The following is a 14,926-nucleotide window of genomic DNA, read 5'->3' on the forward strand; positions in this document are numbered from 1 at the left end:
ATGCCGCGGCAGTTCGACCTATAGGCCATGATCGCGCTTATTATCACAACGAACCCTGCCACGATTTCTTTTGCTGAAGCAGTGCTTCGCGATGCTGAGATCGAATGTTTCGTCATGGACCAGAATATGAGCGTGCTTGAGCCCGGAATTATGATCCCGAAGCGGGTCATGGTGCTGGCCGATGATTTGGACGATGCGCGCCAAGTCCTGACTGATGCTGGGATTGGCGCAGAACTGGCTTGATAGTCGTAAAACACGACTGAAAGACACGTTCAAACCGCGAGTCGCGCTTGAACTTCCTACCCAACGGCGTAAAGCCGCCGCCATGACGGACCATACCGCCAAATCGCATTCCAAACCGGGGTCTTTTCAGGATCTGATTCTGACCTTGCAGAGCTATTGGGCGTCGAAAGGCTGCGCAATCCTGCAGCCCTTCGATACAGAAGTCGGTGCCGGGACGTTGCATCCGGCGACGGTGCTGCGTTCCCTCGGGCCGAAACCATGGAATGTGGCCTATGTGCAGCCGTCGCGCCGTCCAGCAGACGGCCGCTACGGCGAAAACCCAAACCGTTTGCAGCATTACTACCAGTTCCAAGTCATTATGAAGCCGAATCCGGTTGATCTGCAGGAGCTTTATCTCGGCAGTCTCGACGCGATTGGCATTGACCGGACAATCCACGATATTCGCTTTGTCGAAGATGACTGGGAAAACCCAACGGTCGGCGCGTGGGGCTTAGGCTGGGAAGTCTGGTGCGACGGGATGGAAGTCAGCCAATATACCTATTTCCAACAAGTCGGCGGGCTCGATGTCGATTTGGTGTCTGGCGAGCTCACCTATGGGCTAGAGCGTTTGGCCATGTATGTGTTCGGCGTCGATAATGTGTTCGACCTGCCGTTCAACACGCCCGGCACGCCGCAAAGCCTGTCTTACGGCGACGTGTTCCACCAGAATGAGGTCGAACAGAGCACCTATAATTTCGAACATGCGAATACGGATAATATCCTGACACGATTCGAGATGGCGGAAGCCGAATGTAAGGCGCTTTTGGCGCTCGATACACCCTTGCCACTGCCAGCCTATGAACACGCGCTCAAAGCCTCGCATCTGTTCAATCTGCTGGATGCGCGCGGCGTGGTGTCGCCGACCCAAAGACAAGAATATATCAAACGCGTGCGGGATCTTGCGCGCGGTTGCGCCGAAAGCTGGGTCGATGGCGAGAAGGGCCGCGCAGCATGAAACGTGGTCTTACCCTAACCGCAGCCATTGCTCTCTGCGCGTGCCAACCGCCTGTTGATGAAACAAGGGGCGCGTTTGAAGCCTTCCCGGTGGCTCGTGTGCAGCCGACTGAATGTGTGTTCACGGCAGTGGACGCGGTTAACTCCGAGGTGGCCTTATTCGTGACCCGCAAAGACGATCTCGATCATATGGGCTATGCGCGGTTTAAAGGCGAAACGCTGAAGCTGGTCCCGCGGGAAGTGCCGGATTTATCCGGCGAAACGATCGACGTGACCTATGAAGTGGTCGATTATCTGAAATGGAAAGTGCGCGTAGAGGCGACGCAGCAGACTGACGCGAGCTATACGGGCTCGATCTCTTTGTTGGGGTCTGATGTGAGCGCACAAGTTACGGGACGGTGTGACGGCTAATGGCCGAACTTCTCTTTGAAATTTTCTGCGAAGAAATCCCGGCGCGGATGCAAAAACGTGCGGGCGATGATCTCGTGAAGCTGATGGATGCTGGGCTTAAGGCTGCTGGCTTAACGCCAAACGGTAGCCGGGCACTCACGGGGCCGCGGCGTCTGACATATATTACTGACGTTGAGACCCGGTCGCCGGATGTATCCGAAGAACGCAAAGGGCCGCGTGTCGGCTCGCCGGAACAAGCGCTCGCCGGGTTTATGCGCGGCGCGGGACTGACCGATATTTCGCAAGCTGAAACGCGGGAAGATAAGAAGGGCGAGTATTACGTCGCCGTTCTGCAATCCGAAGGTCGCGACACGGCGGATGTTCTGACTGACTTAATCCCGTCCGTTATGGGTGATTTCCCGTGGCCGAAGTCGATGAAGTCCGGCGATACGGATTTTCGCTGGGTGCGCCCACTCCGCGGGCTGACGGTCCTGTTGGATGGCACGAGCCTGAACGGCATTACCGTCGGCGGAATTGCCTCTGATAATATCGTGCATGGTCATCGTCAGATGGGACCGGGTCCGTTTGAGGTCTCGAACTTTGCTGACTACCAAGCCAAGCTGACAGGTGAGGGGCATGTCATGCTCGACCGTGATGCGCGGCGCGAACGCGTGTTGGATCAGGCCAAAGCGGTGTGCGCAGAGGCCGGGCTCGACTTGGTCGAAGATGCAGGGCTGTTGGATGAAGTCACTGGGTTGGTCGAATGGCCGGTCGCCTTGCTCGGCGATATGGACCCGTCCTTCCTTGAACTGCCTGATGAGGTCATTCGCCTGACGCTAAAGTCACACCAGAAGACGTTCACCGTCAAAGGCGCGGACGGCAAACTGACACCGAATTTTGTCATCATGGCCAATCTGGAAACGCCAGACGGCGGCGCGACGATCAAGGCGGGCAACGCCAAGGTCATTTCCGCGCGGCTTTCAGACGCGAAATTCTTCCAAGATCAAGACCGTCAGAAAAATCTGATCGACTATTATGATCAACTGGATGAGGTCGTGTTCCACAAGAAGCTCGGCTCCGTCCGCGACAAAGCTGCCCGCGTCGCCGCCCTCGCGCGCGAGATCGCCCCGCATGTCGGCGCTGATCCTGACAAGGCGGAACTCGCTGCCAAACTCGCCAAATGTGACCTCGTCACGCAGACGGTGATCGAAGCGACCAGCCTACAGGGGCAGGTCGGACGCTGGATGTATGAGGCGGAAGCGGGCTTTGATGCGGACGTCGCGGTCGCGATCGAAGATCATTACAAGCCGCAAGGCCCCAGCGATGCCGTGCCGACCAACCCAGTCTCCATGGCCGTGGCGCTAGCCGATAAGATCGACACGTTGGTCGGGTTCTGGGCGATTGATGAGAAACCGACTGGGAGCAAGGACCCATTTGCCTTGAGGCGGGCGGCGTTGGGCGTCGTAAGAATTATTATAAGCAATTCTGTCAGAGTGAGCACGCTAGAACTCTATCTTGAGCATGCGCAAAACCACTATCGAAACACACTTTTTGCAAGTGGTGATCTGCAGGATTTCCTCCTTGACCGACTTCGCGTTTATCTCCGTGACCAAGGCCAACGCCATGACGTGATCGACGCGGTGATTGCACATGGCGGCGATGACCTCCTCGCTATCTCTCAACGGGTGGAAGCGCTCGGCGTGTTCCTCTCCAATACTGACGGCGAAAACCTTGTTCAGGGTTACAAACGCGCGGCGAATATTCTCAAGGCCGAGCAGAAGAAGGGCGAGCTAGAGCTGGCCGACTTCGACACGCTGTCTGGCTTTACGGCTAAGCCGGCTGATACGCTCGCAAAAGCGCTCACCAACACCCGCCCAGCCATCGATACTGCGCTCGAATCTGGCGACTATCCCGCCGCTTTGTCGGCGCTCGCCGACTTGCGCACACCGATTGATGCGTTCTTTGAGGATGTCGTCGTGAACTCTGATGATGCCGACGAACGCGGGCGGCGTTTGGCGCTGCTGTCTGCCGTGGTCGAGACGTTCCACCGGATCGCTGATTTCTCGCGGCTCGATGGATAATCCATCGCCTCGAAAAGTTTGCGCAGAAGACAGCGCTGTCAGACTTGCAGTGCAACCGTGCAGGCCTATTGGGCGATATGAAGGCCTCTCGCCCCAGTTTATGCTGGGGAAAGAGGCGGTGAGTCAGGGACAAAGTTCATGAGCCAGTGGGTTTATAAATTCGGCGGCGGTTCGGCCGAAGGCGACACCACAATGAAAAACCTGCTGGGTGGCAAGGGCGCCAACCTCGCCGAAATGGCGAGCCTCGGCTTGCCCGTCCCTCCGGGCTTCACTCTGACGACTGGCGTTTGCACCTATTATTACGATCACGGCGAAGTTTACCCGCCGGAAATGAACGACCAACTGGAGCAGGGGCTCGCCTATATCGAGACTTTGACGGGCAAGGTCTTCGGCGCAACGGATAATCCTTTGCTTGTCTCTGTTCGGTCCGGCGCGCGCGCCTCTATGCCGGGTATGATGGATACGGTGCTGAACCTCGGTCTGAATGACGAAACGGTCGAAGGCCTGGCGAAACTCTCCGGTGATCGTCGTTTCGCGCTGGATAGCTACCGCCGTTTCATCACCATGTATTCCGACGTCGTGATGGGCATGCACCACCACACATTCGAAGACATTTTGGAAGATGCCAAGCTCGATGCGGGCTATCTGCATGATACGCAACTGACGTCTGCCGACTGGGAAGGCGTCATTGCGAAATATAAGGCCGCCGTGCGGGACACGCTGGGTCGCGACTTCCCGCAAGACCCACGTGAGCAGCTCCAAGGTGCGATTGATGCCGTCTTCGGCTCGTGGATGAATGAACGCGCAGTGGTTTACCGCAATCTCAATGATATTCCGGCTGCGTGGGGCACAGCCGTGAATGTGCAGGCGATGGTGTTCGGCAATATGGGCGAAACTTCCGCAACGGGCGTGGCCTTTACCCGCGATCCGAGCACGGGTGAGAACCGCTATTACGGCGAATTCCTGATCAATGCGCAGGGCGAGGACGTGGTGGCGGGTATCCGCACGCCGCAAACGCTGACCAAAGAAGCGCGTCTGAATATGGGCGAAGACGCGCCGTCGATGGAAGAGGCGCTGCCCGACGTTTATACTCAGCTCGCGGCTGTCTTCGCGCAACTGGAAGCGCATTACCGCGACATGCAGGATATTGAGTTCACCGTGGAACGCGGCAAGCTCTGGATGTTGCAGACCCGGACCGGCAAACGTACGGCACGCGCGGCGCTTAAAATCGCGGTCGATATGGCCAATGACGGCTCAATCACGACCGAAGAAGCCTTAATGCGGATCGAACCGCTGGCGTTGGATCAATTGCTGCACCCAACACTCGATCCGGATGCGGCCCGCGATATTGTCGCGACAGGACTTCCGGCGTCACCGGGCGCCGCCATCGGCGAAGTGGTGTTCACATCCGACGAAGCGGAAGCTCTATCCAAAGCCGGGCATAAGGTCATTCTGGTCCGAGTCGAAACCTCGCCTGAGGATATTCACGGCATGCATGCGGCGGAGGCCATTGTGACGGCTCGCGGCGGAATGACGTCGCACGCCGCCGTTGTGGCCCGCGGCATGGGGCGGCCTTGCGTGTCCGGCGCAGGCCAAATCCGCATCGACTATGAGGCGGGTGAGTTCACCTGCATGGGTCGCACCATCAAACGCGGTGACACTGTCACGGTCGACGGCGCGACAGGCCAAGTTTTTGCTGGTGAAGTGTCGATGATTCAACCTGAACTCTCGGGCGATTTCGCTCTGGTTATGGGTTGGGCGGACGCCGCGCGGACGCTCAAAGTACGCGCGAATGCCGAAACGCCGCTCGATGTTGAAACCGCTAAAGGGTTCGGGGCTGAAGGCATTGGTTTATGCCGGACAGAACATATGTTCTTCGAAGCCGACCGTCTGGCGCATTTCCGCGAAATGATCCTGGCCAATAGCGAAGATTCTCGCCGCGATGCGCTCGCAAAGATACTCCCGACACAGCGCGATGACTTTGCCGCTATTTTCCGGATTATGGAAGATCGCCCCTGCACGATCCGTCTGCTTGATCCGCCTTTGCATGAATTCCTGCCGCACACGGAAGCGGACATTGAAACCGTTGCCGCGTCCATCGGCGTTCCCGCGCGTGAATTGATGGCCCGTGCGCGTGAACTAGCCGAGACTAACCCGATGTTGGGTCACCGGGGGTGTCGTTTGGGCATCAGTTACCCGGAAATCTACGAAATGCAGGCTCGTGCTATTCTGGAAGCGCAAGCGATTGTCGCAAAGGAAACCGGGACCAACCCGATCGCGGAAATCATGATCCCGCTGGTCAGCAGCGAAAAAGAGCTGGAAATCCTGAAAGCCCTGATTGATGCGGTCGCGGCAGATATTGGCGTGTCTGATTATACGGTCGGTACCATGATCGAACTGCCACGCGCGGCTTTACGCGCAGGCCGGATCGCCGACCATGCAGCATTCTTCAGCTTTGGCACCAATGATCTGACCCAGACCACATTCGGACTGTCCCGTGATGATGCAGGTAAATTCCTCCCAGATTACGTTCGGGCTGGGATCATGGACAAAGACCCGTTTGTGACGCTGGACCAAGACGGCGTAGGCGACCTGATCCTGATTGCCGCCGAACGGGGCCGCGCGACTCAGTCTGATCTAAAATTGGGTATTTGTGGTGAACATGGCGGCGATCCGGCCTCAATCGACTTCTGTCAGCGTGCTGGGCTTAATTATGTGTCCTGCTCGCCTTACCGGGTCCCTATTGCGCGTTTAGCGGCAGCTCAGGCTGCGATTCGCGCTAAAGGCTGATCCAGACACAACAATTAGTCATGCGTTTCTAATGATTTAGCCCCGGCTTGTATTCGGGGAACGGCACAGCTATATGCTATCCAACAAACAAGTTCACTGCCGACACCCCCAATCATCGGCACTTTCCCAGAAATGGGCGTAACTTTCCTTTAACCTTATATCGCAATGCGGCGTGGCAGATCAGTCACACTCTACGTTTATGAATGTGACTATGCCTAATCTAATTGGGCGCGTCACTTGCAAGGCCGCGACGACAAAGTCAGGGAGCAACGGTAATGAGACCGAAGCGACAGATTATAGCAGGATGGGCCGTAGGTCTGGTGGCAGTTGCCGCCGGTGCCATGGCTATGCCTGCGGTGGCCGATAAGGCCTCCAACCAGCGTGTCGAGGTCGTTTTGACCCAGACCGCGACTGATTTCCGCCGGATGCCTGAGCCGCAGACGGATAGCGCCTCTGTGCGTCGTCTGGTCGAGCTATACGGACCAGACTCCGTTGTTGAGACCCCCCTCCAACGCGTACAGTTTGATTTAGGTTCCATTGACCAAGACACATCAGTCCTGCGTCGTCAGAGCCACGCCGAAATGCGTGAAGCTAACTGCCTAGCAGAAGCTATTTATTACGAAGCGCGCTCTGAAACACGCGCTGGCCAAATTTCTGTGGCCCAAGTGATCCAGAACCGTGTTTATTCCAAACACTTCCCAGATTCGATCTGTGGTGTTGTGTATCAGGGTTCGGAACGCCGTACTGGTTGTCAGTTCAGCTTTACCTGTGACGGTTCCATGGATCGTGCACCAAAAGGCAAAGCTTGGAAACGCTCCAAAGATATGGCTGATTTTGTGCTGATGCAGTCGCCGCGCAGCCTAGTTGGCCGGTCGACCCATTACCATACGACGGCAATCAATCCGCATTGGTCAGATTCGCTGGAAATGACCCGTCAGGTGGGGAGCCATGTATTTTACCGCTTCCCGTTCCGCGAACGCCCCACAGCGACGGTTGCGCTCAGAGTTGCGCCCCCGTCCTAAATCTCGACGGATTTGAATTAAAAAAGGCGCGCCAATTGGCGCGCCTTTTTCTTTGGGACTGTGTGGAAGCTACTGACCGGTCCAATCATCAGAGACTTTACGCTCATCGACGAGCGTCCGCGAAATCAACGCGTCATTTTTGAACCACTGCCATGTGCGGGCGCGTTTCTGCCCGCAATCGCTGATTTGGATCATCTCATATAGATAGAGGTCTGGCTCGCCGGTTCTGACCCAATAAAGCATAGTCGTGCGACCAAGATCGTCCAAGTTGACATCAGCGGCCCAACCTTGGATTAACTCATTGTCCCACCGTAGCCGTCCGTCCGCGACAGTCGCCGGGAAGTCGCGCACTTCGGTCCGGCCGTCGTCCCACAGATAGTGATTGGTCTGGTGGTAGGGGTGGCTGCCGTCCTCTGGAAAACGACAAATTAGGCGTGACTTATGTTCGTCTGTCTTATTTCCGTCAGCGTCATAATAGCGATACATGCCTTCCCAAACGCCTTCGTGGCGCGCGAGCGTCGGCATCTGCAGCTTTAGCGGGTTGGTCGTGGGCATGAATATCTCCTAGCTTTGCGGTAAGGGCTGTAGCCCGTCGCAAAATCAGACCTTTGACCTATTCCAAGCTGACTAGGCCCGTCCGCGATGTTCTGTGAAATCTTCGCGCCCACCCAGTTCACGGATCTTCTCAAGATTGATTATCTCGCAGGAATGGCTGTCCTTGAAAGTGATGACCTCGGACCGTTTGAGTGACGAGAACGCCCGACTGACCGTTTCAATCGTCAGACCAAGGAAGTCGGCTATGTCCAACCGCGTCATTGGCAATTCAATATGGGTCGACTTATCGCGCGGTCCAACGGGATCGAATCGGGCCTGATTGGACCGCAAGTAGAGGAGGAACGAGGCGACGCGTTCGACGGCGCTTCGCTGGCCAATCGTGTAAACATGGTCGTGCGAGCTTTCGAGAATACGCGTTAGGACAACACGAAACTTCGAACCAAAACTGGGCGTCGTCTCTAACACGCGCTCTAATGCAGCCCGAGGGTAGCAGATGGCTGTAACGGGTGTCAGAGCGGTTGCGAGATTGGGATAACGCTCAGTTGAGCTGGCCCCGAGAAATTGCCTCGCCCCGAGGAATGATAGGATTTGGCGACGGCCATCACGACCGTTGCGCGCGAGAGCAACGGTTCCGTCGAGCACATCGTAGAAATAGTCTGTTCGCTCACCTTCGGTAATCAGATGCTCGCCTTGCACAAAATGCCGTTCACGACCTTCTGAGAACAGAAAGTCCAGCTCAGCGCTTTCAGCGCCCTCGGCCATTTCAGCCAAATGTCCCTTGCGAACGATCACGCCTATCCCTCAATAATGGCGAGCGCAGCGCGCTCCCCCGACTCCATGGCTGCTTCCATGCCGGTGTGCAATATACCGAGATGTTCGCCAGCGAAATGAAGTTTTCCAATTGGATCACTCATTCTGCGCGCTAAGCGACCAGCCTGGCCCGGTTTCCAGTGATAATAGGCTCCGCCAGCATAGGGATTCGTCTCCGTCCAATCGACATAAGCGAGTGGCGTGAGCGCGCCCTGTGTCGATGGACGCAGTTCGGCTAGTTGCTTAAGATATCTTCGCGGCGCGGCCTGCTGACCCAAGGCCACCCATGGCTCAACGCCTAAGCCATTAATCCAGCCCCGGTGAAATCCAGTAAGACTGCCGTCACGGCCCGTATCGGCGAAAATTCTCTCAAGCTCTGTGTCCGTCCACATGCTCGGACCGAGATTGTCCGCGTCCCAGAATGCCGCTTGGCTCTGCATATGGATCTGCAAAATCTGAGTGTAGGGAATGTCTGAAATGGCTTCAGTTAGAGCCGAATTTGCAAGGGACCTAAGTCCCTCAATGCGACGCAGGGCGGGCAGGGGTAAGGCACAGACTGCATGGGTAGAGCGGAGGGTTTCCCTGCCGACTTTGAGCTCGCAATAGGTTGAATTCACATCGACGCTTGCGACCGGACTATTAGTTCTTACAGGTCTGGCGAGGCTCGCCGCCATAGCCTCTGGCAATCTCTGGCTTCCGCCCTCGACATATTGAGACACGCCCATGCCGCCACTTTGTTGGTAGAGCTGCCACGTTCGGTGCAGGTTCAACATGGAATAGGTTTCAAGACTATTGGCGTTGAGCGTGCGTTCAACCAGCGCCTGCGCGTCAGGCGAAAAGCCCCGTTGGGTCAAAAACTGTTGCGCGGAAATATCGAGCTCAGGAGCCGCATCAAGCCAGCCTTCTGCTGATTCAAAGCCGGGTTCGCTGGCAAGGAGTCGGAACAGGACGGAAGAGGGCGGTGTTGATTGAAAAGCGGTTGGAAATTGCGGCACCGTAAATGCTCCTGCCTCCCACTGATCGTTGAGGAAATGCGCCGTGCTCGGTCCTCGACCTGCTTCTGCATAAAGCGGCACGCCGAGTGACGCAGCGACATCAAGTATGCGCGCATAGCTAGCGCCGATCTGTTGTCCGCCGCCTTCTGTATATCCACCGTCATGATCCAGTGTGAACATCCGACCACCGACGCGGGGCAGAGCTTCGACGACTTGAACGTCAAACCCTTCGTCTTCGAGCAACATCGCCGTATAGAGACCTGACAAACCAGCCCCCATAACGATCACGTCTGCATCTAGGCTTCGCTCACTCGAACGACAGGCTGGCGTTAATAAAGTGGTTGCCGCCAATCCAGTCAGCGCGGAACGCCTTGTCATGTCGCAATTCATAGGGAACAATCTCGGGCAGAAGCGGCAAAGTCGCAAATGGAAATTTCGGGGAACAAGATGGCTGAGACCGCCGTAAAAGAAACGACCGGGGAATGGGCAAGGGGCTGGCCGATCGTGCTCGCCAGCCTTGTTGGAATTGCGCTTTGCTTATCGCCGCTGCCATATTGGGCTTTGATAATTATCGGCCCTGAACTGGCGAAAGAATTTGGCTGGTCGCGTGAAGTGATCACGGCCGGGTTCTTGTTCATGACATCTGGCGTGCTGATTGGAGCGCCCGTAGCCGGACAATTGGTTGATCGATATGGGGCAAGGCGGGTTTTACTGCCCTCAATCGTCGCGCTTGGCCTTGGTACAATTGGTTTCTCGATGATGACGGCGGACCCGCGGGTCTTCTATCTCATCTTCTTCGTCACAGCTGTCCTAGGATCCGCGACGCTTCCCATCACATGGACAAAGGCGATCGTAAATAATTTCGACCGCCATCGAGGCCTAGCTCTTGGCATCGCCCTAACGGGAACAGGCTTATATGGTTTCGTAGCGTCTCCCTCGATCCAAGCGATGATCAACGCATTTGGCTGGCGCTGGGCCTATATTGGTGTGGGGATGCTGCCGCTTGTGCTCTCACTGCCGCTAGCCTTCATCCTGTTCAAAGATGAGAAGGAAAACCGCCAACTCGCAGATGTCGATACGACCGCAGAACGCTCTCTGATGAGTTGGATTTGGATTCCAATCCTGATTGCTATCGCCCTGTGCGCCGTCGTGATCACAGTTCTGGGTCAGGAAAATGGCGCGGTAAAAGCCATTTTGATGATGGCGGCTTTTTTCATCACCTATCTTGGCTACGTCTTCATGAAGTCGGGTGGACCTGATGTCAGCCCTATGCCCGGTTTGACGGTTCGAGAAATCTACTCGAATTATCGGTTCTGGATCATCCTGTTTTGCTTCATGTTGCTGGGCGCAGTTGTTTCCGGGATCATCGCCAATTCCAAATTCATCCTTCTCGATAAGGGTTACACGGCCAATCAGTCTGCCAGTCTCCTGATTGGGGCCGGCGTGATTGGTCTGTCGACCATGGTTGGACGACTGGTTGGGGGTTATCTGGTTGATCGTATCTGGGCGCCGCTGATCGGGTTCGTCTTTCTCACCGTTCCAGCCTTAGGCTGTTGGATATTGATGGGCGATTTCCCACTTGGACTGAACGTTGTCGCACTCATTCTCGTTGGTCTGGCGGCGGGGGTCGAATTCGACTTGATGGCCTATTTCGTCAGCCGTTATTTCGGTATGAAGTCTTATGGTCGTATTTACGGTCTGATCTACGCAGCCTTTGGATTGGGATCAGGCACATCGCCGATCATCTTCAATCTTATTCGTGGCACTGACCCGGACTATTCGACTGTGCTCCTCATGGCGTCGTTCGGTTTCCTGATCGGCGGCGCGCTTCTTCTCACGCTCGGCAAATACAAGGATTTCGGTCTTGATCCGCACGCTCATCCTTAGCGGCTTCGCGCTCAGCGCTTGCGCAACGGCGACCGGGGCAGACACCTATCTGACCCTGTTTCCAGATACGCCGGACCGGTCGGCCGAGGACATCATGCAGGCTGCTCACGCAGCAGCGGGTGGCGAGAGCTGGGTGCGTCCTGAAACTTTATCGATGGATGGCTACGCCGTGTTCTATCGGGGCGGCGACGCGACCCGGCACGAGCGACATACGATGTATCGTGTCTATGACGCCGGGAAGGCAGACGCTCACCGCGCAGATGGCAAGGTGCGGATTACGTCTGTGCGTGATGGCCAAGCGATCATCGACGTCGCGTTTGACGGTGAAATCACATCGACTGCGCAGGGGGCGCAACCCAAGTCAGAAGCCGATAAACGTTGGGCCTCAAACTTTGGATTTGGTGTGATCCGACATGCTTTGAGTGAAGGTTATAGCCTGTCACGGCTGCCGGATGATCTGATCGACGGGAAGACGGCCTATCTGATCCGCATCACCGATCCGGCTGGCGGCGAAACGCAATTCGCGATTGCGCAAGCCGATCATGCGATCCTGAGCGTTGCGTTTGATACAGACCGTGGCTGGCACGAACGTATCTATTCGGACTTTTATTCCAATCCCGGCATCAGCTGGGTGCAGCCCCGTCGCGTCCGGCTTTATTATGACGGAGTGAAGGCGAATGAAGTGATCTGGACGCGTCACCAAATCGATGCGCCGTTGGACAACTGCCTGTTTGTTCTTCCTCAGCGTGATGGTTGCATGGGACCGTTTGACAGTCTGGAGCCGGAACCCTAGCCAAATTCAGCCCATCTGGGCGGAATTGAGGGCAGGGATCTATGGAGCCAGAACGGTTCGAAACCGTCATTATTGGAACTGGGTTTGCCGGGTTAGGTCTGGCTGCAAAAATGCGCGAGTCCGGCCAAGATGATTTTTTGCTGCTTGAGAAATCTGACGACATTGGCGGGACTTGGCGGGATAACCACTATCCCGGCGCAGAATGTGACGTCGCGAGCGCGCTCTATTCCTATTCTTTCGCGCCCAATCCAACGTGGGATTTCAAATGGGCGAAGCAAAAACAGATCCTGCAATATGTAAACAAATTCGCTGATAGTTTCGGACTGCGTCCACATATTCGTTGCGGGTCTCAGGTAGTTCGGGCGGAGTATCAAAATGGCGAATGGCGGGTAACGCTTAAGGGTGGCGATCAATTGCAGGCGCGTTATCTCGTGTCAGCGGTTGGCCAATTGCACCATCCCCGTATTCCAAACTTTGACGGCTTGAATGACTATTCTGGTCCCGTCTTTCACACTGCAAATTGGGACCATTCGGTCGAACTGGAAGGGCGCAGTATTGCCTGCGTCGGCAATGCCGCATCTGCGATCCAGCTTATTCCTGAGGTGGCGAAGGTTGCGAAAAAACTCACCGTCTATCACCGCAGCCCAAACTGGATCATCGACAAGGGCGACCGTCCTTATAGCCGTTTAGAAAAGTGGATCGGCAAGACCTTCCCCAGTTTTGCCAAGCTCTACCGAGCCTCCATCTGGTGTCAGGGCGAATATGGTCTGTGGCCAGCGATCCAAGGCAAGAAATTGCAAGGTGCCATGCTGCGCTGGCAGCATGAAAAAAAGCTCAAAAAGAGCTTCCCGGATGACCCTGAGATGCGCGCTAAGCTGACACCTGATTATCCAATTGGGGCGCGGAGGATACTTCTATCAGATACTTATATTGAGGCACTGGCGCGCGATAATGTCGAAATTGTATTCGACCCAATTGAGACGTTTACCCGATCTGGCATTGTCGCTGGCGGCGTTGAACGTGCGCATGATGCCGTCACCTTCGCGACAGGGTTTTTTAGTAATCCATTTTTGAAGGAAATTGACGTAATTGGTGAGTCTGGTCTTACGCTCAAAGACCGGTGGTCGGATGGGGCCGAAGCCTATCTGGGCGTGATGACGTCAGGCTTTCCAAATCTGTTCATTCTCTACGGCCCGAACACCAATACGGGACACACCAGCATCATTTACAAGCTGGAGCAACAATTCGAGATGGTCCGGCAGTTGATGTCGCAAGCCGACGGTCAAATTGTGACAGTTAAGCCGGATGCGGAAGCCCATTATAATGACGAAATTCAGCGCCGCCTGCGAGAGACGGCGTGGGATAAAATCGACGCATCTTGGTATAAAGACGGAGAGAAAGTGACAAATAATTGGCCCGGGAGCTCGCGTGAATTCAAGCGGCGACTGACTCATCCCAATTTCGATCACTTTAAGTTCGGCTGATGGGAACGTCTTTCGGGTATAAAGTAATGACGGGCGTGCTGCGCCTGACAAAACACCGCAATAAAATGATCGCCGATGCCGCGCGGGGTGAACAACGCAATACGCTGCCTCCGAAAAAATATGCGGCCCGCTGGCGACGGGAAGAATTTGAGGGACGGGCAATCTGGATATGTGTTCCTAAAAGCGGAACTACAGACAACGTCTATGTCCACCAACATGGTGGCGGCTTTGTTTACGGCCTTATGGCGCTACATTATATGTCGCTGTCTGAACTCGCTGATCACGCCGGATTGACGGTCATTATGCCGGATTATCCACTGCCACCTGATGCCCACGCACGTGATATTATTGGCTGGGCGGATCGTCATTTTGAAAGCTGCATTGACTGTTATGGGCTGCAGAACGTGTCGCTCGGCGGGGACAGTGCCGGGGCTAATCTAAGTCTCGCCATTCTACAAACGCGTGCCGGGCGAGGCGATCCAAATCCGGAGACCGTCATCCTTTGGAGCCCGTGGCTTGATTTGACGGGTCCGAAAGATTTCACCAAGGCCGATGATTATGGTGTGGTTATTACGCCTTTCGGATTAGAGCCCGCCGTGAGCGGCTACCTGGGGGATATGGACCGCGACGATCCGTTGATCAGTCCCTTATTCGCGGATGTTTCGAAGCTACCCGCCTTACACATTGTGGCCGGGGCGAAGGACGTTCTCTATCCACCAGCGCAGGACTTCGCGGAGAAGGCAGACGCAGCAGGTAAGCTCGCCAGCCTGACGGTTGAGCCAAATTATGGTCATTACTGGATGTTCTATCCGATGAGCGACCGTCATCGAACTCTCAAGCAGATCGCCGGGATGTTGAGGTAGATATAAAAAAGGCCGCCCGA

The 14,926-nt window shown here is 55.7% G+C and carries 13 protein-coding genes; 10 read left to right on the top strand and 3 right to left on the bottom strand.

Annotation, left to right across the window (positions count from 1 at the left end; translation table 11 throughout):
* The first annotated feature begins 27 nt into the window (after positions 1-27).
* The 6 genes from QQL54_RS04550 to QQL54_RS04575 all read left to right on the top strand — a co-directional run bounded on the left by QQL54_RS04550 (position 28) and on the right by QQL54_RS04575 (position 7,519).
* The gene (locus QQL54_RS04550) at positions 28-243 is read left to right on the top strand and encodes a putative signal transducing protein (protein WP_284388056.1); all 216 of its coding nucleotides are present in this window, start codon (positions 28-30) and stop codon (positions 241-243) included.
* Positions 244-325: 82 nt separating this feature from the next.
* A complete protein-coding gene (locus QQL54_RS04555; RefSeq protein WP_284388058.1) occupies positions 326-1,237 on the top strand; it encodes a glycine--tRNA ligase subunit alpha in 912 nt (303 codons plus the stop codon).
* The gene (locus tag QQL54_RS04560; protein WP_284388060.1) at positions 1,234-1,647 is read left to right on the top strand and encodes a hypothetical protein; all 414 of its coding nucleotides are present in this window, start codon (positions 1,234-1,236) and stop codon (positions 1,645-1,647) included. The genes QQL54_RS04555 and QQL54_RS04560 overlap by 4 nt, the downstream gene beginning before the upstream one ends.
* Entirely contained in the window at positions 1,647-3,707 is a 2,061-nt protein-coding gene (gene glyS, locus QQL54_RS04565; RefSeq protein ID WP_284388062.1) for a glycine--tRNA ligase subunit beta, read from the top strand. The genes QQL54_RS04560 and glyS overlap by 1 nt, the downstream gene beginning before the upstream one ends.
* Before the next feature lie 138 nt (positions 3,708-3,845).
* Complete coding sequence (ppdK, locus tag QQL54_RS04570) at positions 3,846-6,497, top strand: pyruvate, phosphate dikinase (protein WP_284388063.1); 2,652 nt, start codon at positions 3,846-3,848, stop codon at positions 6,495-6,497.
* Positions 6,498-6,772: 275 nt separating this feature from the next.
* Positions 6,773-7,519, top strand: coding sequence for a cell wall hydrolase (locus QQL54_RS04575; RefSeq protein ID WP_284388065.1), 747 nt, complete (start codon positions 6,773-6,775; stop codon positions 7,517-7,519).
* A 69-nt stretch (positions 7,520-7,588) separates the two neighbouring features.
* Here the strand turns inward: QQL54_RS04575 and QQL54_RS04580 are convergent, their stop codons facing one another.
* From QQL54_RS04580 to QQL54_RS04590, 3 genes are all read right to left on the bottom strand, one after another.
* The gene (locus tag QQL54_RS04580) at positions 7,589-8,074 is read right to left on the bottom strand and encodes a hypothetical protein (protein WP_284388067.1); all 486 of its coding nucleotides are present in this window, start codon (positions 8,072-8,074) and stop codon (positions 7,589-7,591) included.
* 72 nt (positions 8,075-8,146) lie between these two features.
* Positions 8,147-8,866, bottom strand: a complete 720-nt coding sequence (locus QQL54_RS04585; protein WP_284388070.1) for a Crp/Fnr family transcriptional regulator — start codon at positions 8,864-8,866, stop codon at positions 8,147-8,149.
* A gap of 2 nt (positions 8,867-8,868) precedes the next feature.
* Positions 8,869-10,257: a flavin monoamine oxidase family protein gene (locus QQL54_RS04590; RefSeq protein WP_284388073.1), complete on the bottom strand. Its 1,389-nt coding sequence runs from the start codon at positions 10,255-10,257 to the stop codon at positions 8,869-8,871.
* A gap of 69 nt (positions 10,258-10,326) precedes the next feature.
* Here QQL54_RS04590 and QQL54_RS04595 point away from each other — a divergent pair, with 69 nt between their 5' ends.
* Genes QQL54_RS04595 through QQL54_RS04610 form a run of 4 tightly spaced genes read left to right on the top strand, consistent with a single transcriptional unit; the run spans position 10,327 to position 14,906 of the window.
* A complete protein-coding gene (locus QQL54_RS04595) occupies positions 10,327-11,766 on the top strand; it encodes an MFS transporter (protein WP_284388075.1) in 1,440 nt (479 codons plus the stop codon).
* Entirely contained in the window at positions 11,744-12,559 is an 816-nt protein-coding gene (locus QQL54_RS04600) for a hypothetical protein (RefSeq protein ID WP_284388077.1), read from the top strand. The genes QQL54_RS04595 and QQL54_RS04600 overlap by 23 nt, the downstream gene beginning before the upstream one ends.
* A 41-nt stretch (positions 12,560-12,600) precedes the next feature.
* Positions 12,601-14,043, top strand: coding sequence for a flavin-containing monooxygenase (locus QQL54_RS04605; protein WP_284388079.1), 1,443 nt, complete (start codon positions 12,601-12,603; stop codon positions 14,041-14,043).
* A complete protein-coding gene (locus tag QQL54_RS04610; RefSeq protein WP_284388081.1) occupies positions 14,043-14,906 on the top strand; it encodes an alpha/beta hydrolase fold domain-containing protein in 864 nt (287 codons plus the stop codon). Before QQL54_RS04605 ends, QQL54_RS04610 begins: the two co-directional genes overlap by 1 nt.
* Positions 14,907-14,926: the final 20 nt, after the last annotated feature.

This window comes from Algimonas ampicilliniresistens, assembly GCF_030159955.1.
GTDB lineage: Bacteria > Pseudomonadota > Alphaproteobacteria > Caulobacterales > Maricaulaceae > Litorimonas > Litorimonas ampicilliniresistens.

Coding starts and splice junctions, on each gene's coding strand:
- QQL54_RS04550 (WP_284388056.1), top strand. CDS start 28: ATGATCGCGCTTATTATCACAACGAACCCTGCCACGATTTCTTTTGCT.
- QQL54_RS04610 (WP_284388081.1), top strand. CDS start 14,043: ATGGGAACGTCTTTCGGGTATAAAGTAATGACGGGCGTGCTGCGCCTG.
- QQL54_RS04560 (WP_284388060.1), top strand. CDS start 1,234: ATGAAACGTGGTCTTACCCTAACCGCAGCCATTGCTCTCTGCGCGTGC.
- QQL54_RS04580 (WP_284388067.1), bottom strand. CDS start 8,074: ATGCCCACGACCAACCCGCTAAAGCTGCAGATGCCGACGCTCGCGCGC.
- QQL54_RS04595 (WP_284388075.1), top strand. CDS start 10,327: ATGGCTGAGACCGCCGTAAAAGAAACGACCGGGGAATGGGCAAGGGGC.
- QQL54_RS04575 (WP_284388065.1), top strand. CDS start 6,773: ATGAGACCGAAGCGACAGATTATAGCAGGATGGGCCGTAGGTCTGGTG.
- QQL54_RS04605 (WP_284388079.1), top strand. CDS start 12,601: ATGGAGCCAGAACGGTTCGAAACCGTCATTATTGGAACTGGGTTTGCC.
- ppdK (WP_284388063.1), top strand. CDS start 3,846: ATGAGCCAGTGGGTTTATAAATTCGGCGGCGGTTCGGCCGAAGGCGAC.
- QQL54_RS04555 (WP_284388058.1), top strand. CDS start 326: ATGACGGACCATACCGCCAAATCGCATTCCAAACCGGGGTCTTTTCAG.
- QQL54_RS04590 (WP_284388073.1), bottom strand. CDS start 10,257: ATGACAAGGCGTTCCGCGCTGACTGGATTGGCGGCAACCACTTTATTA.
- glyS (WP_284388062.1), top strand. CDS start 1,647: ATGGCCGAACTTCTCTTTGAAATTTTCTGCGAAGAAATCCCGGCGCGG.